18 protein-coding genes, 1 pseudogene and 1 riboswitch are annotated in these 20936 nt (G+C 71.7%); of the genes and pseudogenes, 12 read left to right on the plus strand and 7 right to left on the minus strand.

The window, feature by feature from the left end:
- Window positions 1–28: 28 nt before the first annotated feature.
- From DLJ58_RS16180 to DLJ58_RS16190, 3 genes are read left to right on the plus strand one after another with little or no spacing between them, the layout of a single operon-like run.
- Window positions 29–445, plus strand: coding sequence for a YchJ family protein (locus DLJ58_RS16180; RefSeq protein WP_124857293.1), 417 nt, complete (start codon window positions 29–31; stop codon window positions 443–445).
- Complete coding sequence (locus tag DLJ58_RS16185; protein WP_208741148.1) at window positions 415–729, plus strand: hypothetical protein; 315 nt, start codon at window positions 415–417, stop codon at window positions 727–729. The genes DLJ58_RS16180 and DLJ58_RS16185 overlap by 31 nt, the downstream gene beginning before the upstream one ends.
- Entirely contained in the window at window positions 726–1112 is a 387-nt protein-coding gene (locus DLJ58_RS16190) for a VOC family protein (protein WP_124857295.1), read from the plus strand. The genes DLJ58_RS16185 and DLJ58_RS16190 overlap by 4 nt, the downstream gene beginning before the upstream one ends.
- 46 nt (window positions 1113–1158) lie before the next feature.
- Here the strand turns inward: DLJ58_RS16190 and DLJ58_RS16195 are convergent, their stop codons facing one another.
- The 3 genes and pseudogenes from DLJ58_RS16195 to DLJ58_RS16205 all read right to left on the minus strand — a co-directional run bounded on the left by DLJ58_RS16195 (window position 1159) and on the right by DLJ58_RS16205 (window position 4723).
- Entirely contained in the window at window positions 1159–2496 is a 1338-nt protein-coding gene (locus DLJ58_RS16195) for an MFS transporter (RefSeq protein WP_124857297.1), read from the minus strand.
- Between the two features lie 639 nt (window positions 2497–3135).
- Window positions 3136–3897 (minus strand): annotated as a pseudogene (locus DLJ58_RS35045) (mechanosensitive ion channel family protein); the annotation flags it as partial.
- Window positions 3898–4252: 355 nt separating this feature from the next.
- On the minus strand, window positions 4253–4723 hold the full coding sequence (locus DLJ58_RS16205; protein WP_124857301.1) for a DIP1984 family protein: 471 nt from the start codon (window positions 4721–4723) through the stop codon (window positions 4253–4255).
- Window positions 4724–4909: 186 nt separating this feature from the next.
- Between DLJ58_RS16205 and DLJ58_RS16210 the strand changes: the two genes are divergently transcribed.
- From DLJ58_RS16210 to DLJ58_RS16225, 4 genes are all read left to right on the plus strand, one after another.
- Window positions 4910–6040, plus strand: a complete 1131-nt coding sequence (locus DLJ58_RS16210; RefSeq protein WP_091406627.1) for a peptidoglycan recognition protein family protein — start codon at window positions 4910–4912, stop codon at window positions 6038–6040.
- Between the two features lie 87 nt (window positions 6041–6127).
- A complete protein-coding gene (locus tag DLJ58_RS16215) occupies window positions 6128–7702 on the plus strand; it encodes an FMN-binding glutamate synthase family protein (RefSeq protein WP_124857303.1) in 1575 nt (524 codons plus the stop codon).
- Between the two features lie 393 nt (window positions 7703–8095).
- Window positions 8096–8620, plus strand: a complete 525-nt coding sequence (locus DLJ58_RS16220; RefSeq protein WP_124857305.1) for a GNAT family N-acetyltransferase — start codon at window positions 8096–8098, stop codon at window positions 8618–8620.
- On the plus strand, window positions 8617–9213 hold the full coding sequence (locus tag DLJ58_RS16225) for a GNAT family N-acetyltransferase (RefSeq protein WP_124857307.1): 597 nt from the start codon (window positions 8617–8619) through the stop codon (window positions 9211–9213). Before DLJ58_RS16220 ends, DLJ58_RS16225 begins: the two co-directional genes overlap by 4 nt.
- Here the strand turns inward: DLJ58_RS16225 and DLJ58_RS16230 are convergent.
- Window positions 9105–10082 (minus strand): helix-turn-helix transcriptional regulator, encoded by a 978-nt coding sequence (locus tag DLJ58_RS16230; protein ID WP_124857309.1) that lies wholly within the window; start codon window positions 10080–10082, stop codon window positions 9105–9107. The genes DLJ58_RS16225 and DLJ58_RS16230 overlap by 109 nt on opposite strands.
- Window positions 10083–10143: 61 nt before the next feature.
- On the opposite strand from DLJ58_RS16230, the gene DLJ58_RS16235 reads away from it, so the two are divergent.
- The 3 genes from DLJ58_RS16235 to DLJ58_RS16245 all read left to right on the plus strand — a co-directional run bounded on the left by DLJ58_RS16235 (window position 10144) and on the right by DLJ58_RS16245 (window position 12350).
- Window positions 10144–10614 (plus strand): VOC family protein, encoded by a 471-nt coding sequence (locus tag DLJ58_RS16235; RefSeq protein WP_208741151.1) that lies wholly within the window; start codon window positions 10144–10146, stop codon window positions 10612–10614.
- Between the two features lie 56 nt (window positions 10615–10670).
- On the plus strand, window positions 10671–11858 hold the full coding sequence (dinB, locus tag DLJ58_RS16240; RefSeq protein ID WP_124857311.1) for a DNA polymerase IV: 1188 nt from the start codon (window positions 10671–10673) through the stop codon (window positions 11856–11858).
- A 123-nt stretch (window positions 11859–11981) separates the two neighbouring features.
- A complete protein-coding gene (locus DLJ58_RS16245) occupies window positions 11982–12350 on the plus strand; it encodes a hypothetical protein (RefSeq protein WP_124857313.1) in 369 nt (122 codons plus the stop codon).
- Between the two features lie 94 nt (window positions 12351–12444).
- Here DLJ58_RS16245 and DLJ58_RS16250 read toward each other — a convergent pair whose 3' ends face one another.
- Both DLJ58_RS16250 and htpG read right to left on the minus strand, forming a co-directional pair.
- Window positions 12445–13113, minus strand: coding sequence for a LysM peptidoglycan-binding domain-containing protein (locus tag DLJ58_RS16250; RefSeq protein ID WP_124857315.1), 669 nt, complete (start codon window positions 13111–13113; stop codon window positions 12445–12447).
- A riboswitch (cyclic di-AMP (ydaO/yuaA leader) is annotated at window positions 13114–13286 on the minus strand.
- A 544-nt stretch (window positions 13287–13830) separates the two neighbouring features.
- Window positions 13831–15747, minus strand: coding sequence for a molecular chaperone HtpG (gene htpG, locus DLJ58_RS16255; RefSeq protein WP_244218965.1), 1917 nt, complete (start codon window positions 15745–15747; stop codon window positions 13831–13833).
- 162 nt (window positions 15748–15909) lie between these two features.
- On the opposite strand from htpG, the gene DLJ58_RS16260 reads away from it, so the two are divergent.
- Entirely contained in the window at window positions 15910–16608 is a 699-nt protein-coding gene (locus DLJ58_RS16260; RefSeq protein ID WP_124857319.1) for an SDR family oxidoreductase, read from the plus strand.
- Between the two features lie 63 nt (window positions 16609–16671).
- Here the strand turns inward: DLJ58_RS16260 and DLJ58_RS16265 are convergent, their stop codons facing one another.
- The gene (locus tag DLJ58_RS16265; protein WP_124857321.1) at window positions 16672–18432 is read right to left on the minus strand and encodes a M28 family peptidase; all 1761 of its coding nucleotides are present in this window, start codon (window positions 18430–18432) and stop codon (window positions 16672–16674) included.
- 202 nt (window positions 18433–18634) lie between these two features.
- On the opposite strand from DLJ58_RS16265, the gene DLJ58_RS16270 reads away from it, so the two are divergent.
- On the plus strand, window positions 18635–20936 hold a 2302-nt coding region (locus tag DLJ58_RS16270), incomplete at its 3' end, for an ATP-binding protein (RefSeq protein ID WP_124857323.1).

The raw sequence follows: 20936 nt of genomic DNA on the forward strand, positions 1-20936 counted from the left end.
GGCGGGAGGGGTGCGGCAGGATGGCGACGTGGGTAAAGGTGCGGGACGACGGCGGGCGAACGCGGCGACGGGACGGGTGTGCCCGTGCGGCTCCGGCCGGGCGTACGCGGACTGCTGTGCGCCGGCGCACGGCGGCGACGCCCCGGCGACGGCCGAGGCGTTGATGCGCTCCCGGTTCAGTGCCTTCGCCCTCGGCGACTCCGGTTACCTGCTGCGCAGCTGGCACTCCTCGACCCGGCCCGCCTCCCTGGAGCTCGACCCGGGGCAGCGGTGGACCCGACTGGAGATCGTGGAGACCGAGCGGGGCGGCCTGCTCGACACCGCCGGCACGGTGACCTTCCACGCCCACTACCGGGACGCGGGCCGGCCCGGCACGTTGACCGAACACAGCCGGTTCGTCCGCGAGGACGGCCGGTGGGTCTACCTCGACGGTGCGCAACCCTGACGGCAGTTCTGGACGCCGACGAGACGGCACGCGCCCGCTGGCTGCCCGACGTCGAGGTGCGCGTCCGCACCGCCACCGCGCCGCGCAGCTCCCGGGCCGACTGGGCCGGTGGCCCCACCAGGATCGTCGTCGGCATCGACGCCGTCGGCGAGTCAAAGGCCCGGGTCGACGTCCTGCACGAGAAGCTGACCGGAGCCGAGCAGGCCGCGGAGTTGAAGGCGTACTGGCGGGACCGGCTCGCCGCGCTGAAGGTGTTGCTCGAAACGGACGGAGACCACCGATGACCATGACATTCATCAACCTGCCGGTACGCGACCTGACCACCGCGACCGAGTTCTACCGGGCGATCGGCTTCACCAGCGACCAGGCCGAGCCGGACGGCGACAGCATGGTGCTCACCATCTCCGACACCACCCGGCTGGTGCTGCACCTCCGCTCGGGCTTCGAGGCGTACACCGGGGTCGCCACGACGGACACGGCGACCAGCCGGGAGGTCATCGTCGGGCTGTCGGCGTCGAGCCGAGGGCAGGTCGACGAACTGGTCGACCAGGCGGCGGTCGCCGGCGGGGAGTCGCTCGGGCCGGGCATGACCAACGGGCCGATGTACATGCGCGGCTTCCGCGACCTCGACGGCCACCAGTGGTCGTTCCTGCACATGGCCGGCTGACCATACGGCCCGGCGGCGGCCCGAGGAGGCCGCCGCCGAGCCCCGGTCAGTCCGGGCCGCCCGGCACGGCCGCGGCCACGCCGGCGGGCACTGCCGTCCGGCGCCGGCGGGTCAACAGCACCAGCGCCACCACGAGGTACGCCCCGGCGGTGAGCGCGAACGCCACCGCGTTGCCGGCCGCCGTGGCGAGCAGACCGTAGCCGGCGTACGTCACGATGATCAGCACGTCGGTGGCCATGCCGGCCAGGGAGGTGACGGTGGCGCGGCTGGTGCCGGTGATCCGGGCCTGGAGCCGCGCGTCGGCCAGCACGGTGGCCAACTGCGCGGCGCCGAAGGCCACCGCGAGCAGCACGAACCCCGCCGGATGCCGGAGCAGGGCACCTGCGGCAAGCGCGACGCCGACCAGCCCCAGCAGCGCGGCGTAGCCTCGGCTGCCCAGCCGCTCCCCCGCCGGGGCGAGCAGCCCGCCGACGGTCACCCCGGCCCAGAGCAGCAGGAGCAACAGGGGTACGGCCTGCGCCCCGACGCCGGTGTCCAGGGCGAGCAGCGGGGTGTACTCGTCCAGAGCACCCCAGTCGGCGGCGACCACGGCCACCAGCAGCACGGCGGCCCGTACCGGCGGACGGGTGCGAACCTGCGACACTCCGGCCCGCAGCGTGTCCCACCACCCCAGGTCACCATCGTCGTCCGGCCTCGCGGGAGGGGCGGCGTCCGGCTCGTCCCGCCGGGATGGTGCGGCGCCCACCGGGCGGGCGGCCAGCGTCGGCTCGGCGACCGGAACGCGGACGGCGGCGGGCGCGCGGTGTTCCGGGAAGCGGGTGGCGACGATCGCGGCGAGCAGGCAGGCGAGCACGCTGGCCGCGCCGACCACCGGGTAGCCGCCGACGGCGAGCACCGGGCCGGCGAGCACTCCGGAGACCACCACGCCCAGCACGCCCGCCGTCCGCGCCCTCCCGAGCACCCGGGCGTACCGGCCGACAGCGCCGAGCCGGTCCAGTTCGGTCCAGACCAACGCCTCCAGCGCACCGGAGACCAGTGCGCCACCGGCGCCCCAGAGCAGGAAGCCGACCGCGAAGGCCGGGTACGACGGCAGCAGCACCCAGAGCGCGAACCCGAGCGCGGCCACCAACGGGGCGAGGCACAGCAGCAGCCGGCGGGACAGCACGTCGGCCCAGGCGCCGGAGGGCACCTCGAACAGGATGCCGGCGGCGGACCAGATGACGAAGAGCGACGCGATCTGCCCCACCGACAGCCCGGTGTCGGCGAAGAACACCACGTACAGCGGGTAGAGCAGGACGAGGTCACTGAGGAACGCGTACCCGTAGAGGGTCGCCGTCAGCCGACGGACTGCCGGCTCGGGCACGCGCGAAGCGGTGAGGATCATGGGACCTTCCCGTGGGAGTGGAGACGGACACCGGACGTGCGGTGCCCGTGGTGGCCCACGGGATCGGCCGACGCTGCTGGATCAATGTCGCCAGGTCATGCCCGCGATGCTAGACAACCGGCGCGGCCGCGGCCAGCGCTTTCGGCGTGCCGGGCAGCGCGAAACGTGCCGGGTGAGCGAGGCGTGCGGACAACGAGAGGCGGGGCGGGATCAGATCGATCCCGCCCCGCCGCCGTACCGCTGGTGTCAGCGCCGGTCGACCGGCGGGATGACCGTGGTGGTCTCACTGTCGTCGCTGGTGCGCTGCCCGGGCACCGCACGATCGGTGCCGCCCGTGACCACCTGGGTGGCGTCGGGGTCGACGCCGGTGCCAACCCCCTGCGTGACGTCCGAATCGGCCGAGCCGCTGACCACCTGGGTCGTGTCGTCGGTCGCGGAGGACCGGGCCGGCGTCGGCGTCGGCGTAACGTCGTCGACGGCGCCGCGACCGACCACCTGGGTGGCGTCGGAGCTGACCGGGAAGTGGACGACCTGGGTGGCCTCCGGGTCGCTGGGCCGGGCCACCACCTGGGTCGCGTCGGCGTCGGCCGGCCGGGTCACCACCTGGGTGGCCTCCGCGTCAGCCGGCCGGGTCACCACCTGGGTGGCCTCCGCCTCGCTGGTGGTGGCCGACCGGCGGGCCAGCTCGGCCTCGGCGTCGCGGCGACCGGCCCGGTACGCCTGGGCGTGCTCGGCGATCAGCTGCGACTCCCGCTCGGCGCGGGTCAGCCACGACTCCCAACGACTCTGCATCGGACGGATCAGACCGCCGCCGACACCGACGACGAGGATGCCGCCGATCGTGGCCAGCACGGCGATCAGCACGGGAGTGGTGACCGCGGTGGCCACACCGATCTGGTTCAGCGCCGCGATGACGCCGAGGCCGAGGATGAACACCGAGGCGATGGTGGCCAGCACACGGCCGTACGACAGGCCGCCGAGCGCGCCACTGATGATGTCCTTGACCGCGTTGGCGATGGCGGCGGCGACCACGACGATGACGATCGCGACGAAGGCACGGGGCAGCCACGAGATCACCGCGCCGAGCAGGTCGGAGATCGGGTTCGGGCCCCAGATGCCGAAGGCGAGCTGAAGGGTGAACAGCAGCACCGCGTAGTAGACGAGCTTCGCGACGATGTCACTGGCGTCGTACCGGGAGCGGCTCAACGCACGGCGGATGCCGCCGCGTTCGACGGCGCGGTCGAAGCCGACCCGTTCGAGGACCTTCTCCACGATCTTCAGTACGGCCTTGGCGATCAGCCATCCGGCCACCAGGATCGCCAGGAAGGCGACGGCCTTGGGCAGGAAGAGCATCACCGAGCGGAGAGCGTCGCCCACCGCGTCGCTGACGTTGTCACTCATCTGGTCATTCCTTAAATGGGGCAGCCGGAACGGTCCGCCCCGACCTACCCCCGACCCGAGGCGCGGAAACGCCGACCAGGCAGGGTGGCCCGCACGACCGGGCACCGGTGAGCGAACAGCACGCGGCGCGGATGTGGAGTGCCCCGAACCCGCCCTCGCCGTCGAGGATCTGTACGTGGTGATGAGGTGTACGCGTTGCGGTGTTACCTGTCCTCGGTGCTGGGCTGCGTCGTGCGTGGGGAGTCGAACCCCGCGCTGCCCACCGCGCGCCAAGAAGGGTGCCGGGATTGCAGCCCGACCCTGTGTGTACACGCCTCCACGACGGCTACCTGCTCCACATCGCTGCTGGAGTCACTCAGTCCAGCAGGTCAGCCTCCCAGTTGGTGCGCTGAATCCGCACCTCGAGCTCGCGGAGCTGCCCGGCGAGCCCGTCGGCGCGTTCCCGAAGCTCGGCGACGGGCAACGCGGCGAGCATCTTCAGCTCTGAGCGGAGCTGCCGGGCCAGGTGAGCGCGTCCGCTGCCAGCGGCGGCGTCGGCGGCCGCCGTGATGGCGGCGTGCCGCAGTCGCAGGACGTCCCGCCGGGCCAACGCGTCGGTGAGCGTGCCGAGGTCGTCGACCGGCACCGTGGCGTTGGTCCGGTTGATCCGCCGGATCAGCGTCTCCAGGTTGTCGAGGACCTGGTCCAGCTCGGTCAAGAGCACCGCGGCGTCCTCCGGAGGCAGCTCGCCCTCCTGGTACCGGGCGCTGCCGTTGATCCGGGTCCGCAGCTGCTCGACCCGTCGTGCCGCTTCGGCGCGTTCGGTCAGCGCCTCACCAAGTTTCATCTCCCACCCCCGCGTCAGCGGCCAGGTTAGCCGAACGTTGATCTTTTGGCCGACCGGTTTTCCGGCTGCCCATTGGGGGTGGCCGACCTCTAGCGCGCCGCCGAGTCTTGGCAATATTCTCCGAAGTACGTGCGGCCACTGGAGCTACTTTTCATCCCCCCGCCGTGGGCCGCAGGAGGAGATGCAATGCACGTCGACCATTCCGAAGTGGATCGCCGGACGCTGCTGCGGGCCGGTCTCGGCGCCGCCACGGTCGCCGTCGTCGGGAGCGAACTCGCCTTCCCGGGCGCGGCGCAGGCCGCGCCGGGCACCGACCTGGACTGGATCATCAGCTGTGACGAGTGGGCCGCCCGCCCGCCGAAGGACCCGCTGTCGGTGAGCGCCATCGCCACCAACAAGATCATCGTGCACCACATGGCGTTCCCGAACGTCACCGACTACTCCCGCGAGCAGGCGGTCAAGCTGGCCCACGACTGCCAGGACCTGCACATGGACGGCAACGGCTGGTCGGACACCGGCCAGCACTTCACGGTGAGCCGTGGCGGGTACGTGCTGGAGGGCCGCCGGGGCAGTCTGGAGCGCCTCGAAGCCGGCGACCGGCAGATGATCTCGGCGCACTGCCCGGGTGAGAACGGCCGGGCCATCGGCATCGAGAACGAGGGCACCTACGTCACCGAGACGCCACCCGAGGCGTTGACCGACTCGCTGGTCAAGCTCTGCGTCGCGATCTGCCGGCAGTACGGGCTGCACGCGCACGACATCTTCGGCCACTGGGACTTCCGCACCACACAGTGCCCGGGCGCTGCCTTCTATCGGCAGTTCCCCGAGCTGCGGCGGCGGGTGCACGCCGCCCTGGGCACCAAGCTCGGAGACGTGCCGGCGCGCCGCTGGCCGGACCTGTGGCGTTTCGTCAACTCCCCCTCGGTCCGGGTGGTGCAGCACCTGCTCGCCCACCGGGGCTACCCGGTGACCGTCAGCGGCACGTTCGACGCCGCGACCGTCGCGGCAGTGCAGGACTGGCAGGCCCGCAACGGCATCGCGGTGGACGTGGACGCCACACTCACCACGCCGACCTGGGAGACGCTGGCGCCGGAGCTGGACCAGCACGCCGCCGGAGCGCCGGTCACGGCCGTGCAGGAAATCCTCGCCACCAAGGGGTACGCGGTCACCGTCACCGGGGCGTACGACCACGCCACCCGGAGAGCGGTGCAGGACCTCCAGGCGCTGCACGGGCTGCCCCGCAACGGCAAGCTCAGCACGAGCACGTGGTGCACGGTCGTCGGCGGATCGGTCCGCGAGTCGTTCCGGCACCGCTGAGCGCATGGTGGCGGTGCGGGGCGCACCCGCACCGCCACCAGCAGCTCACCGGTTTGATCCGCCGCACGGGCGGAAAGAGTTCCGGGCATGACCTGGGCCCGTCGAGCCGTACCCGCTGTCGCCGCCGCCGTCGCGGCCCTCGCCGCGCGGGACCTGATCCAGCGCGACCATGCGCTGCTGCGCAACTTTCCGGTCCTCGGCCGGGCCCGCTACCTGTTGGAGACGATCGGGCCGGAGCTACGGCAGTACATCGTGGCCGGCAACAACGAGGAGCGGCCGTTCACCCGCGACCAGCGCCGCTGGGTGTACGCGTCGGCCAAGGAGGAGAACAACTACTTCGGCTTCGGCACTGACAACGACATCGAGTACACCGCCGGGTACCCGATCATCAAGCACCGCACGTTCGGCCGTGCCGTGCCTCCGTCGTCACCGACCGCCGGGCACGACGTGCGGTTGCCCTGCGCGAAGGTGCTCGGCGCGGCACGGGGACGCGCCCGGGCGTTCCGACCGGAGTCGGTCGTCAACATCTCCGGGATGAGCTTCGGCTCGCTCTCCGGCAACGCCATCACCGCGCTCAACAAGGGGGCGGCGCTCGCCGGCTGCCTGCAGAACACCGGCGAGGGCGGCCTGTCGCCGTACCACCGCAACGGTGGTGAGCTGGTCTTCCAACTCGGCACCGCGTACTTCGGCTGCCGTGACGAACACGGCCGGTTCAGCCTCGACCGGTTGAAGGACCTGGTCGCCGGCGCACCGGTGCGGGCGCTGGAGATCAAACTGAGCCAGGGCGCCAAGCCGAGCCTCGGTGGGCTGCTGCCCGGGGCGAAGGTGTCCGCCGAGATCGCCGCCACCCGGGGCATCCCGGCCGGTCAGGACTGCGTCAGTCCGTCCCGGCACGCCGAGTTCTCCGACTGCGACAGCCTGCTCGACTGGGTGGAATTGCTGGCCGCCGAGACGGGACTGCCGGTCGGCATCAAGTCGGCGGTCGGTGACCTGGGCTTCTGGCAGGAGTTGGCCACCCTGATGCGGGACACCGGCCGGGGTGTGGACTTCGTGACGATCGACGGCGGCGAGGGCGGCACCGGGGCCGCACCACTGATCTTCACCGACTCGGTGTCGCTCCCGTTCCAACAGGGCTTCTCCCGGGTGTACAAGATCTTCGCCGAGCACGATCTGCATGAAAAGGTGGTCTTCGTCGGCGGCGGCAAGCTCGGCCTGCCGGACAACGCCATCGTGGCGTTCGCGCTCGGCTGCGACCTGGTCAACGTCGGTCGGGAGGCGATGTTGGCGATCGGCTGCATCCAGGCGCAGAAGTGCCACACCGACACCTGCCCCACCGGCGTCGCCACCCAGAACACGTGGCTCGCCCGGGGCCTGGACCCGACGTTGAAGTCGGTCCGGGCGGCCAACTACCTGCGGACGCTGCGCCGCGACCTGACCAAGGTCGCCGAGGCCTGCGGCGTCGAACACCCCGGCCTGATCGGCACCGACGCCGTGGAGATCCTGGACGGCCGCACCGGCTCCACCCCACTACACCAGGTATACGGCTACCGACCGGAATGGGGACTGCCCTCGCCCGCCGACCAGGCGGAGATCATCCGGCTGATGGTCCCGGAGGCACCACAGGGCGGCAGCGCCCCGCCCTCCGCCACCGCCGTCGGCTGAGATCAGCCGGCGAGGGCCGCACGCCTGGGCCAGAGAAGTACCAGGCCCGGGGTGGCGGATCGCGGATCGCGGATCGCGGATCGCGGATCGCGGATCGCGGATCGCGGATCGCGGATCGCGGATCGCGGATCGCGGATCGCGGATCGCGGATCGCGGATCGCGGATCGCGGATCGCTTGATGACTGGGCGGCATCTTGATGACTCACAGACATCAAGCGTTTCCCCGCCATGTCCGCGAAGTGCCGCCCGCCGGCCACCACGACCGCAACCCACCACGACCGCCAGCCGCCACGATCGCCGGCCGCCACGACCGCCAGGCACGACGACCGCCGGCAGATCGGTGCCTGCGATAAACGCGTGGAGCCGGCGACTCACCGCGTCTATGGTGGCGCGGTGCTGATCAGACGCGAGACGCCCGCCGACGTTGATGCCATCCGGGAGGTGCACTCCGCAGCCTTCGCCAAGGCCGACGGCGGTGACGGCCTACCGGTCGAGGCGACCCTTGTCGACGCGCTGCGCGACGACGAGGGCTGGCTGCCCGCGTACTCCCTGGTGGCGACCGATTCGGACGGCCAGGTGGTCGGGCACGTGATGGCCACCCGCGGCCGGGTGGGTGGTGCGCCGGTGGCGTTGGGCCTGGGGCCGCTGGGCGTGCTGCCCGACTGGCAGCGACGCGGGGTCGGCAGTGCGTTGATGCACGCGGTGCTCGGCGCGGCCGACGCGCGGGACGAGCCGCTGGTGGTCCTGCTCGGGCATCCCGACTACTACCCGCGCTTCGGGTTCCGGCCGGCCGTCGAGCTGGGCGTCACCCCGCCGCAGCCGTGGGGGCCGCAGTACTTCATGGCTCGCCCGTTGCACGCCTGGCGCGAGTCGATCCGGGGCGAGTTCCGCTACGCCGGCCCGTTCGACGACCTGTGAACCGACCCGCTGTCCGTCGGCGGCGCGCCACCGACCTGGACGGTTGCGTCGCGGCGCTCGCCGAGGTTCACCGGGTCGACGGGTACCCGCTGAACTGGCCCGCCGACCCGCACCGCTGGCTGCGCGAGCCGCACCCGGCGCGAGCCTGGGTCGCCGTCGACGCCGACGCGGCCGTTGTCGGACACGTCGCGGTGCATCGGATCCCCGACCTGGTGGACGGGCCGCCCGGCCGGTCGACGGCCGAGGTGGCTCGTCTCTTCGTGGTGCCGAAAGCCCGTGGGTTGGCGCTGGGCAGCGCCCTGCTGGACCGGGCCGGCCGGTGGGCGGACAAACGCAGAACGGACCTGGTGCTGGAGTTGGCCGCCGATGGCACCGCGGCCGCCGCGCTGTACGAGCGCGCAGGATGGCAGTGTGTCGGCACCAGCACGGCACCATGGGCCGCTCCCGACGGCAGCCCGGTGTCGCTGCGCCACTACACGCTGCGTCACCGCGCGCCGGGCTCCGACGGCGCACCGGCAAGCATCGCCAGGCGACGGGCGAGCCGGCCTGCGGCCTCGCGCAGCTCGGGAGGCTCCAGCACCTCCATCTCGTGATCCAGGCGGGCGAGGTGCGCGGCGAGCCAGTCCAGGTTGTCGCCGCCGACGACCAGCACGGACCATCCGTCGCGGTCGTCCTCGACCCGTCCCACCTGTGGTGGGACCACCTCCCGCAACCGCTCCGGTGGGGCGTGCACCCGCACCCGGGCGAGGTGGCGGTACGGTGCCCCGGTCACGGCCCGCTGCACGAAGGCGACCGGATCCGGGTGCTCGCGCGCCGGGAAACGCCAGGTCGTCGCCACCGCAGCCCGCATCCGATCCAGCCGGAACGTCCGCCAGTCGGCGCGGTCGACGTCCCAGGCCATCAGATACCAGCGGCGGCCGGTCGTGACCATCCGGATCGGCTCGACCGTCCGTTCCCGCTCGCCAGCGTCCCGGTCGGGATAGTGGAACCGAACGCGTACCCCGTCCCGACAGGCCCGGGCGAGTGTCACCAGCAGCTCCGCGTCGATCTCGGCGACCGGGCCGATGAGGGTGTCGGTGGAGCCGTGCACCGCCCGTACCTCGGCGCGCAGCCGCGCCGGCATCACCTGGTCGAGCTTCGCGAGTGCCCGCAGCGCCGCCTCGCTCGCCCCGGCGATCGTGCCCCAGGAGGCGAGCCGCAGCGACACCGCCGTGGCGATCGCCTCCTCGTCGTCGAGGAGCAACGGCGGCAGCCGGGTGCCCGCGCCGAGTTGGTAGCCGCCACCGACGCCCGACACCGCGCGCACCGGGTAGCCGAGCGTCCGCAGACGCTGCACGTCGCGGCGCACGCACCGGCCGGTGACCCCCAGCTCGGCGGCGAGTTCGGTGGCCGTCCAGGACAGTCGTCGTTGCAGCAGCGCCAGCAGGCGCAGCACCCGCTCGGTCGTCGCCTCGACGGTCACCCGTCGATCGTTGCACGGATAGCGGAACAACCCTGTCCGCTATCCGCGAGAGGCTGGGATCATGACCGACCAGAACAGGAAGCAGGGATCCGCAGTGATCCGCGACGTCCAGATCACGTTCGACTGCGCCGACCCGGCGCGGTTGGCCACGTTCTGGGCCGAGGCGCTCGGCTACCAGGTACAGGCACCACCCGGAGACTTCGAGTCGTGGGACCAGGCGCTGGAGGCGATGGGTGTGCCGCCGGAGAACCGCAACGACGCGTCGGCGGTGGTCGACCCCCAGGGCACACGACCACGGCTGTTCTTTCAGCGGGTGCCGGAGCACAAGCAGGTGAAGAACCGCGTCCACCTCGACGTACGCGCGGCCCCCGGACTGGAGGGTGACGAGCGGATGGCGGCCCTGGAGGCCGAAGCCGAACGGCTCGTCTCGCGTGGTGCCAAGCGGCTGAGTCGGCACGAGCCCGCTCCCCCGTTGGGCGCCGGTCATCTCGTCATGGCCGACCCCGAGGGCAACGAGTTCTGCCTCGACTGATCGGCGTTCGCCCAGCTCACTGCCGCATTCGCCGGACGCCATGCGAACATGTGTACGTGTCGCCCGGCGCCAGCATCCTGCACGCCGACCTGGACGCGTTCTACGCGTCGGTCGAGCAGCGTGACGACCCGCGCCTGCGTGGGCGGCCGGTGATCGTCGGTGGCGGCGTGGTGCTCGCGGCCAGCTACGAAGCGAAGGCGCGGGGCGTCCGCAGCGCGATGGGCGGCCAGCAGGCGCGAAGGCTGTGCCCGGACGCGATCGTCGTGCCGCCGCGGATGTCGGCGTACACGGCGGCGAGCCGGGCGGTCTTCGAGATCTTCCGGCAGACCACACCGCTGGTCGAGGGGCTCTCCATCGACGAGGCCTTCCTCGACGTGGGTGGTCTGCGGCGGCTGGTCGGGCCACCGGCCGAGATCGCCGAACGGCTGCGCCGGGAGGTCCGCGACCGGGTCCACCTGCCGATCACGGTGGGGGTGGCCCGCACGAAGTTCCTGGCCAAGGTGGCCAGCGGCGTGGCGAAACCGGACGGCCTCCTGGTGGTCGCACCGGACGCCGAGCTGGCGTTCCTGCACCCGCTGCCGGTGGAACGGCTCTGGGGCGTCGGCCCGGTCACGGCCGCCAAGCTGCGCGAACGCAGGATCCGTACCGTCGGGGAGGTGGCCCGCCTCGGTGAGGCGGCGCTGGTGTCGCTGCTCGGCGCGGGTGCCGGCCGGCACCTGCACGCTCTGGCGCACAATCGCGACCCCCGGGCGGTGCAGGTGGGGCGGCGGCGCGGTTCGATGGGCGCGCAGCACGCACTGAGTCGCAGTCCGCACGCCTCGACGGAACTGGACGCCATCCTCGCCGGGCTGGTCGACCGGGTCAGCCGGCGGATGCGGACGGCCGGGCGGTCGGGCCGCACCGTGGTGTTGCGGCTGCGCTTCGGCGACTACACCCGGGCGACCCGCTCGCACACGGTGGGTAAGGCGACCGCCGACACGACGGCGCTACTCGCCGCCGCGCGGATGTTGTTGCGGGCCGCGCTGCCCGAGATCGATCGCCGTGGCATCACCCTGATCGGTGTCTCCGTGGGCAACCTCGACGACAACCCGGTCCAGCCTGAGCTGCCGTTCCAGCCAGACCCCGGGTCCCATCTGGACGCTGCGGTCGACGCGGTCCGCGACCGGTTCGGATCAGCGGCGCTCACGCGGGCGGTGTTGCTCGGCCGGGAGCCGGGCGTGGAGATGCCACTTCTGCCGGACTGACCGATAAGCGTGCGGCGTCCACGGCCGAGCTGCGATCAGAGACACATCACAGCAGGTCGGCGGTTTAGCCGGCGGCTGACGGGTGACCCTTGAGGGGTACAGCCTGACGAGGGGGGCCCATCCATGTCCGACGACACCAGCAACCGACCGAGTCGCACCGCCGAGCGTCCGCACGACGTGACCGACCCGCTGCTGTGGCAGTTGGCGATCGACGTGCTGAGCGCACACGAGCCGGACGACGAGGACCAGTGCCGCAACCTCCAGTGCGCCGGGCAGTCCTGGCCGTGCGCGGCCCGCAACGGCGCCGAGCAGTCGCTGCGACTGTCCCGCAGCACGCCCGACTCGGTCGAGAGGACCACCGACGGCGACGACAGTGACGAGGTGGGCGCGGGCCGTCCCGGGGAGTCCCCGGTGCCAGCCTCCCGCTGGGGCTGGAACGCCGGCCCGGCAGCGTCGCATCGAGGACCGAAGGCGTCCGCCTCGGCGGCGTGACGGCGGCCCGCACGAGGCACGGGCACCCGGGCTGACAGCACGACACACACGAACGCTCGGCCGGTGACCCGGCCGAGCGTTCGTGTGTCATCCGTCAGAGGCTGAGCCGCTGACCCGGAAAGATCAGACCCGGGTCTGCGCCGACCACCTGCCGGTTGTCCTCGTACAGGGCCTGCCAGCCGCCGGCCACCCGCTGGTCGGCAGCGATCTCGGACAGGGTGTCGCCCGCCTTGACCAGGTACGTCTGGCCGCCCGCCACCGGCGCGGTGCGCTGGTGGTCACGGGTCGCCGGCTGCTCGCCACGCGACGACCGCTCCTGCGGCTTGGTGGGCTTCGCCGTCGACGTCGTCGACTTCTCGGTGGATCTGGTCGACGGCTTCGCGGTGGGCTTGGTCGCGGAGCCACCCTTCTTGCCGCAGGTCGGCCACGCGCCGATGCCCTGCCCGTCGAGCACCTTCTCGGCAATGGCGATCTGCTCGCCACGGCTGGCCAGGTCGGCGCGGGCGGCGTACTTCTTGCCGCCGTAACCGGCCCAGGTGCTCTGCGAGAACTGAAGCCCGCCGTAGTACCCGTTACCAGTGTTGATCTTCCAGTTGCCGCCGGACTCGCACTTGGCGATCGCGTCCCAGTTGACGGCGGCCTGCGCCGGGGCGGCCGGCCCGAAGAGGGCGACGGCGCCGGTGACCGCGCCAACGGCAAGGGTGCCGACGGCGAGGCGGCGGGTGGTGACCCGTCGATGACGGGGGGTGTAGACAGACGTCATGTGAGCTTCCTCCACGCCGGCGAGGTGAGCTGTCGGGTTCGGGCCGAGGAGCCCGGCCGCGCGGTGGCGGCTTCACCCCGAGGTGACATGCACCGAGGAACGTGTGGGTCCCCCGCTCCTGCCCGGGTGACTGGGTTCCGACGACCGGGGGCAGGATTTGGCGTTGCCGGCCGTGGTGTCCGCAATGGCGAACCCGACCGACGTTAGGCACGGTCGTTGACGGTCGCCCACCCCCTGTGAACTTCTTCACCGGGCCACGCGGGGCGGGTACCGCAGCGGTTGCGGGCGATCGACGTCTGTGCAGCAACCATCGTGGACCGTTTCCGATCAGGTCGGCACAGCAGGCGTGGCGAACACGGCCACTGCCCGGCCTGACAGTTCGATTCAGGCGGTCGCCTGGTATCTGCGGAGCGCAGCTTCGGCGAGCTGGTCCAGGAATCTGTCACCACCGGGTTTGTTGCCCGACTGTCGCAATCTCCACAGTGAATCCTGGCGGCACCGAGTCCGTGGCGTCCAGGCGTGCGGACAACGCCGCGGAGGGGATCGCTTCGCCCGCTGACCGGTCCGCTGTACGAGCCGGTGAGGAGCCGCACGCGGTCACCGTACAGACGGCCGCCACCGCAGCTGACGTACGCAGCACCATCCTGAGCACCGACGGACTCCACCCTCTCGTGCGGGACGCGTCACGTTAGCTGCGGGCGAGCGATCCCCCTACGCCTACAGCGTGCGGGCCAGCCGGTCGGCGAGCGTCCGGGTGAAGCGGGCCGGGTCGGTCAGCTCACCGCCCTCGGCGAGCACCGCCAGGCCGTAGAGCAGCTCGGCGGTCTCGGTCAGGGCGGCCGTGTCGCTGCCCTGCTCGTGGGCCTTGCGCAGCCCCGACACCAGCGGGTGACCGGGGTTGATCTCCAGGATCCGCTTGGTCGTGGGGATCTCGTGCCCCATCGCCCGGTACATCTTCTCCAGGGTCGGGGTGAGGTCGTGGGCGTCGCCGACGACGCAGGCTGGCGAGGTGGTGAGCCGGGACGAGAGGCGAACCTCCCGGACGCTGTCGGTGAGGGTGGTCCCCAGCCAGTCGAGCAGCCCGGCGAACTCCTGTCGCTGCTGCTCGCGCTCGGCCTCGGCCTGCTGCTTCTCCTCGTCGGTGTCCAGGTCGATCTCGCCCTTGGCGATCGAGCGCAGTGGACGACCGTCGTACGTGCCGACCCGCTCGACCCACACCTCGTCGACCTGGTCGGTGAGGAGCAGCACCTCGTGCCCCTTGGCCCGGAACGCCTCCAGGTGCGGAGAGTTCTCGATGGCGGCCCGGGACTCGCCGGTGGCGTACCAGATGTCGCTCTGGCCGTCCTTCATCCGCGACACGTAGCCGGCCAGGTCGGTGGGCTCGGCCGGGTCGTTGGTGGAGGCCACCGACAGGATGTCCAGCAGGGTGTCCCGGTTGTCGGTGTCGTCGATCAGTCCTTCCTTGACCACCGCGCCGAATTCGGTCCAGAAGGTGCGGTAGCGCTCGGCGTGGTTGGCCTTGAGGTCCTTGACCGTGGCGAGGACCTTCTTGACCAGGCGGCGGCGGACGATCTGGATCTGCCGGTCCTGCTGGAGGATCTCCCGGGAGATGTTCAGCGACAGGTCGTGCGCGTCGACCACACCCTTGACGAAGCGCAGGTAGGTCGGGACCAGCGCCTCGCAGTCGTCCATGATGAAGACGCGCTTGACGTAGAGCTGGACGCCACGGCGGCCCTGCGGGGAGAACAGGTCCAGGGGGGCGTGGCTGGGCAGAAAGAGCAGCGCCTCGTACTCGAAGGTGCCCTCGCCCTTCATGTGCACGACCTCGAGCGGGTCGGCCCAGTCGTGGCTGACGTGCTTGTAGAACTCGTTGTACTCGGCGGCGTCGACCTCGTCGCGGGGCCGCGCCCAGAGTGCCTTCATCGAGTTGAGGGTCTGCACCTCGCGGGTGGCGGCCTCACCGTCGGCGCCGGGGCGTTCGACGCTCATCCGGATCGGCCAGGCGATGAAGTCGGAGTAGCGCTTGACGATCTCGCGGACGGTCCACTCGGCGGTGTAGTCGTGCAGGTTGTCCTCGGTGTCGGCCGGCTTGAGGTGCAGCGTCACCGTGGTGCCCTGCGGCGCCTCGTCGACCGCCTCGATCGAGTACGTGCCCTCGCCGGCGGACTCCCAGCGGGTGCCGCCGGTCTCGCCGGCCTTGCGGGTCAGCAGGGTGACCCGGTCGGCGACCATGAACGCGGCGTAGAAACCGACGCCGAACTGGCCGATGAGGTCCTGCTTGGCGTGGGCGTCGGCGGACTCGCGCAGTTGGCGCAGCAGCTCGGCGGTGCCCGACTTGGCGATCGTGCCGATCAGCTGGACGACCTCGTCGCGGGTCATCCCGATGCCGTTGTCCCGCACGGTGAGGGTGCGGGCGTCGCGGTCGATCTCCAGGGCGACGTGCAGGTCGTCGGTGTCGGCGACGAGGTCCTTGTCGACGAGGGTGGCCAGTCGGAGCTTGTCCAGTGCGTCGGACGCGTTCGAGATGAGTTCCCGCAGGAAGACGTCCTTGTTCGAATAGATCGAGTGGACCACCAACTGGAGGAGCTGACGCGCCTCGGCCTGGAATTCCAACGTTTCGGCCTGGTTGCTCACACCGTCTCCCATCTCGGCTCGCACGGAGGTTCGCGGAAAGGATACGAGTCGTCACCGGTCCGGCTGTGGCCGCATCCGGGTCGTATTCCCGATCCGGTCGGTCCACCCTCGTGACATAGCTGACTTTGTTGAGCAGAAGTCAGGTCGGATAGCGTGACGGCCATGAAGATCGCTGGAAGCACCGCCCTCGTCACCGGCGCCAACCGTGGCCTCGGCCGGCACCTGGCCGCCGAACTCCTCGCCCGGGGCGCCACCGTCTACGCCGGCGCCCGCAACCCCGACAGCGTCGACCTACCCGGCGTGACGCCGGTCCGCCTCGACATCACCGACCCCGCCTCGGTGGCCGCCGCCGCCGAGCTGGCCGGCGGCGTGAACCTGCTGATCAACAACGCGGGCATCGACACCCGGACCGACCTCCTCGACGGCGACCTGGACCTCATCCGGCTGGAGCTGGAGACCCACTACATCGGCACCCTGTCGACGATCCGGGCGTTCGCGCCGGTCATCGCCGGCAACGGCGGTGGAACGGTCCTCAACGTGCTCTCCGTGCTCTCCTGGTTCGGCTCCCCGATCCACCCGGCCTACAGCGTCGCCAAGTCCGCCGAGTGGGCGATGACCAACGTGCTGCGCGTCCAACTCGCCGACCGGCGCGTCCGGGTCGCCGGCCTGCACGTCGGCTACCTGGACACCGACATGGCCGCCGACGTCACCGGCCCCAAGTCCGACCCGGCGTCGATCGCCCGCATCGGCGTGGACGGCATCGAGGCCGACGCGTACGAGATCGTCGCCGACGACATCAGTCGGCAGGTCCAGGCCGGGCTCGCCGGCGGGGTGGGCGCGCTCTACCCGCAACTGCCCTGACCCGTGACGGCGACGGGCCGCCGCCGGGAACACCGGCGACGGCCCGCCTGACGGGGTACGCGGTCAGCTCGCCTGCAGCGTCACGTCGTCGATCACGAAGCTGGTCTGCAGCGAGGAGTCCTCGGTGCCGGTGAACGTCAGCGTCACCGTCTGCCCGGCGTACGCGGCCACGTTGAGCGTGCGCTGGACGTAACTGCTGGAGGCGTTGAGGTTCGAGTACGTCGCCAGCGTGGTCGAGCCCATCCGCACGGTCAGCTTGTCGTACGCCGTGGACGTGGTCGTCTCGGCGGTGTCGATGCGCGTCCAGAACGACAGCGTGTAGCTGGCGCACCCGGCCGGCACGGTCACCGACTGGGACAGGGTCTCGGTGCGGGTGCTGCCGTACCCGTTGAGCCACGCCTTGTACGACCCGGTCCGGGCCGGCTTGCTGCTGGAGTTGGTGATCACCCCGGAGGACGCGGTCCACGGCGTGGTGCCACTCTCGAAGCCGCCGTTGGCGATCACCTGGCCGCCGGCGCAGCCGCCGGTGCCGGTCACGGTGAGGGTGAGGCTGGCGGTGCGGGTGACCGAGCCGGTGCCGGTGACCGTGATGGTGAAGGTGCCGGTCGCCGCGCTGGCCGACGCGGTCAGGGTCATCGTCGACGAGCCGCCGGAGGTCACCGAGGACGGGCTGAACGAGACGCTCACCCCGCTGGGCGCGCCGGAGGCGGACAGGCTCACCGACTGCGCCGAGCCGGCCGTGGTGGCGGTGGAGACCGTCGCGGTGGTGCTGGCGCCCCGCGCGACGGTGCGCGTCGTGGGGCTGACCGCGACGGAGAAGTCGTTGGTGGGGGTGCCGCCACCCACGGCGAGCTGCCACAGCGCGTACGCGACACCGTCGGCCGCCCGGTTCAGCACCGTCGCGCTGACGTTGGCGGTGGTGTCACAGGCGCGGTGGTAGCAGGGGTCGTACGCGGAGTTGGCGGTGCCGCCCCACTTGGCGGCCTGGGCGCTGGTCTTGCGGGCGCTGGCGCCAGCGGCGTAACCCGAGGTGGGGATGCCGGCCTGCTGGAAGTAGTAGTCGTCGGAGCGGCCCTGGCCCTCGACGTTCTCCTCCGGTTGCAGGCCCAGCGAGTCCCAGTACGCCTTCAGCGGCGCCGCCGTGGTCGAGGTGACCCGGTTGATGAAGTAGCCGCCGTTGGTCGAGCCGACCATGTCGAAGTTGTAGTAGCCCTTGATGTAGCCGCGCTGGGTGGCGTTGAGCGAGTTGACGTAGAACCGGGAGCCGTTGAGCCCTTGCTCCTCGTCGGTCCACCAGGCGAACCGCACCTTCTTCGTCATGGTCGGGTTCTGCGCGGCCAGGACCAGCGCGTTCTCCAGCAGGGTCGACGAGCCGGTGGCGTTGTCGTTGATGCCCGGACCGGCCGAGACGCCGTCCAGGTGCGCGCCGAACATGACCACCTGGTCGGTCGGGCCGCCGGGCCACTCGGCGATCAGGTTGTTCGAGGGGTACGTGCAGCTGGAGCAGTACTGCTCGCTGACGGTGTAGCCGGCCGCCTGGAGCCTGGTCTTGACGTAGTTGAGCGAGGCGGTGTAGCCGGCCGAGCCGGCCCGGCGGTTGCCGCCGTTGCTGGTGGCGATGGTGTTGAACTGGGTCAGGTGCGCCTGGACGTTGGTGACGGAGATGTCCGGTGCGGCCAACGCGGCGGCGGCCGCGGCGATCGGCCGGGTCACCGCCGTCGTCGCGGTCGAAGGTGACGCGGTCGCCGGCTGGGTGGCCAGCGTCACCGTCATCCCGGCGAACACGGCGAGCGCGATTCCCGCGCTCAGCGTTCTGCCTCTCATGGGGGCTCCTCGGGGTTGGAGAGATACCCGAGAGACTTACAGATATCGATCTACTGGGCATCAGTCGTTCGTCCCGAACCGCCGCCGGTTCGACGGTGGGTACCGGCGTCGGCACAGGTGAGTAGAGGTGTCAGGATGGGTAGGTAACGCGGCAGGGGTCGTTGGGCCCGGAACGGGGGCTTGCGATGGGGTCGGATCGAGCGTGACACGACCCAGCACAGACCTGTTCGTCGGCGGCGGCGACACCGGGCGGTTGATGGCACAGCTGGACTGGGCCCACACCCCGCTGGGCCCGGTCGGCGGATGGCCGCAGAGCCTGCGCGCCGCCGTCCGGATGGTGCTCTCCTCGCGGTACCCCATGCTGCTGCTCTGGGGCGAGAGCTACTCCCAGCTCTACAACGACGCGTACTCGGCGCTGATCGGCGACAAGCACCCCGCCGCGCTCGGCGACGACGTCCGGGTGACGCTGGCCGAGGGCTGGCACGTGCTCGCCCCGCTGATCGAGGAGGCCATGGCGACCGGGGTTGCCAGCTGGGTCCCCGCGCTGCAACTGCTGCTGGAGCGGGCCGGCTACCGCGAGGAGGCGTACTTCAGCGTCTCGCACGCCCCGGCCCGCGACGACGACGGCCGCACCGTCGGCGTACTGACCGTGTGCAGCGAGGTCACCCAGCAGGTGGTCGGCGAACGCCGGCTCCGTCTCCTGCGCGACCTGTCCGTGCTCGGCGACGGGCGGACCGTCGACGTGGACGCCACCGGCGCTCGGCTGATCGACGTGATCGACGGCCACCCCCTGGACGTGCCGTTCGCCGCCATCTACCTGCGCGACGGCACGGCCCTGCGCCGGGTCGCCTGCACCGGCGGCGACCAGGGGCACGCTCGGGCCCTGCCGGACGCCGTCGAGCTGACCGACCCGGGCCCGCCCGCGTACGCCTGGGGGCTGGCGGACGCCGCCGAGGGCCGGGCGACCCAGGTGATCGATGTCGCCGACCGGCTGCCGCTGCCCGCCGGCCCGTGGAACGACCCGGTCCGCACCGCACTGGCGCTGCCGCTGCCCTCCGCCGACGAGGATCAGCCGCTCGGCGTCCTGCTCGCCGGGGTCAGCCCCAGCCGAGGGCTCGACGAGGCGTACCGCTCCTTCCACCAACTGCTCGCCCAGCAGATCTCCGTGGCGATGCGCAACGCCCAGGAGTACGAGGAGGAGCGGCGCCGGATCGAGGCGATGGCGGAACTGGACCGGGTCAAGACCGACTTCTTCGCCAACGTCAGCCACGAGTTCCGTACCCCGTTGACCCTGATCCTCGGCCCGCTGACCGACGCCCTCACCGACGCCACCGCCCCGTTGGCGGCGGTGCAGCGGGAGCGGGTGGAGACCGGCTGGCGTAACGCCACCCGACTGTTGACGCTGGTCAACAGCCTGCTCACCTTCTCCAGCCTGGAGGCCGGGCGGGCGCGCAGCGACGCCCGGGTGGTGGATCTGGCCGCGCTGACCGCCGAGCTCGCCGGGGTGTTCCGGGCCGCCGTCGAGCGGGCCGGGCTGACTCTGGAGGTGAGCTGCCCACCGCTGCCCCGGCCGGTCGCGGTCGATCCGGTCAACTGGGAACGCATCGTCACGAACCTGCTCTCCAACGCGCTGAAGTACACGTTCATCGGCCGCATCCGGGTCACCCTCGACGCCGACGACGAGGAAGTGCGCCTCACCGTCGCGGACACCGGCATCGGCATCGCGGAACGGGACCTGCCGAAGCTCTTCGAACGCTTCCACCGGGTGCGGGGCGCGCGCTCGCGCAGTCACGAGGGCACGGGCATCGGCCTGGCCCTGGTGCACGAGTTGGCCCGGCTGGAGGGCGGCGACGTCCGCGTGACCAGTCAGGTGGGCTTCGGCAGCAGGTTCACCGTGACGCTGCCCTGGTCGGCGGCGCACCGCACCGCGGTCACCGGGCCGGCAGTGGACGGGCGGGGTGACGCGGCCCGCGCCGCCGTCGAGGCGGCAATGGGCTGGCTCACCGAACCGGACGACGCGCTGACCGGGCCCGATCCGGCGTCCGGGCCGGCCACGGACGAGCTGTCCGGGGCCCGGATCCTGCTCGCCGACGACAACGCCGACATGCGGGCGTACCTCACCCGGCTGCTCACCGGCCAGGGCTGGCGGGTGCGGGCCGTCACCGACGGCCGGCAGGCCCTCGACGAGATCCACCGTGATCTGCCCGACCTGGTCCTGACCGACGTGATGATGCCGGTGCTGGACGGCTTCGACCTGGTGCGCCGACTACGCGCCGACCCGACGACCCGGACGCTGCCGGTGCTGGTGCTCTCCGCCCGCGCCGGTGGGGAGGCCAGCGTGGAGGGCCTGAGCCTGGGCGCCGACGACTACCTGGTGAAACCGTTCGCCGCGGCCGAGTTGATCGCCCGGATCCGGGCCAGCATCCGCCGAGCCCGCGACCGTACCCCCGCCGTGGTGATCGGCGGCGACCCGACGACGGTCGCTACCGCGGCTTCCCCGGCCC

Source organism: Micromonospora arida (genome assembly GCF_003857035.1).
Taxonomy (GTDB): domain Bacteria; phylum Actinomycetota; class Actinomycetes; order Mycobacteriales; family Micromonosporaceae; genus Micromonospora; species Micromonospora arida.

What these genes read in the sequence shown, in the direction of transcription:
- DLJ58_RS16190 (WP_124857295.1), top strand. Translation starts at nt 726, where the DNA reads ATGACCATGACATTCATCAACCTGCCGGTACGCGACCTGACCACCGCG.
- DLJ58_RS16195 (WP_124857297.1), bottom strand. Translation starts at nt 2,496, where the DNA reads ATGATCCTCACCGCTTCGCGCGTGCCCGAGCCGGCAGTCCGTCGGCTG.
- DLJ58_RS16205 (WP_124857301.1), bottom strand. Translation starts at nt 4,723, where the DNA reads ATGAAACTTGGTGAGGCGCTGACCGAACGCGCCGAAGCGGCACGACGG.
- DLJ58_RS16210 (WP_091406627.1), top strand. Translation starts at nt 4,910, where the DNA reads ATGCACGTCGACCATTCCGAAGTGGATCGCCGGACGCTGCTGCGGGCC.
- DLJ58_RS16215 (WP_124857303.1), top strand. Translation starts at nt 6,128, where the DNA reads ATGACCTGGGCCCGTCGAGCCGTACCCGCTGTCGCCGCCGCCGTCGCG.
- DLJ58_RS16235 (WP_208741151.1), top strand. Translation starts at nt 10,144, where the DNA reads ATGACCGACCAGAACAGGAAGCAGGGATCCGCAGTGATCCGCGACGTC.
- DLJ58_RS16245 (WP_124857313.1), top strand. Translation starts at nt 11,982, where the DNA reads ATGTCCGACGACACCAGCAACCGACCGAGTCGCACCGCCGAGCGTCCG.
- DLJ58_RS16250 (WP_124857315.1), bottom strand. Translation starts at nt 13,113, where the DNA reads ATGACGTCTGTCTACACCCCCCGTCATCGACGGGTCACCACCCGCCGC.
- DLJ58_RS16260 (WP_124857319.1), top strand. Translation starts at nt 15,910, where the DNA reads ATGAAGATCGCTGGAAGCACCGCCCTCGTCACCGGCGCCAACCGTGGC.
- DLJ58_RS16265 (WP_124857321.1), bottom strand. Translation starts at nt 18,432, where the DNA reads ATGAGAGGCAGAACGCTGAGCGCGGGAATCGCGCTCGCCGTGTTCGCC.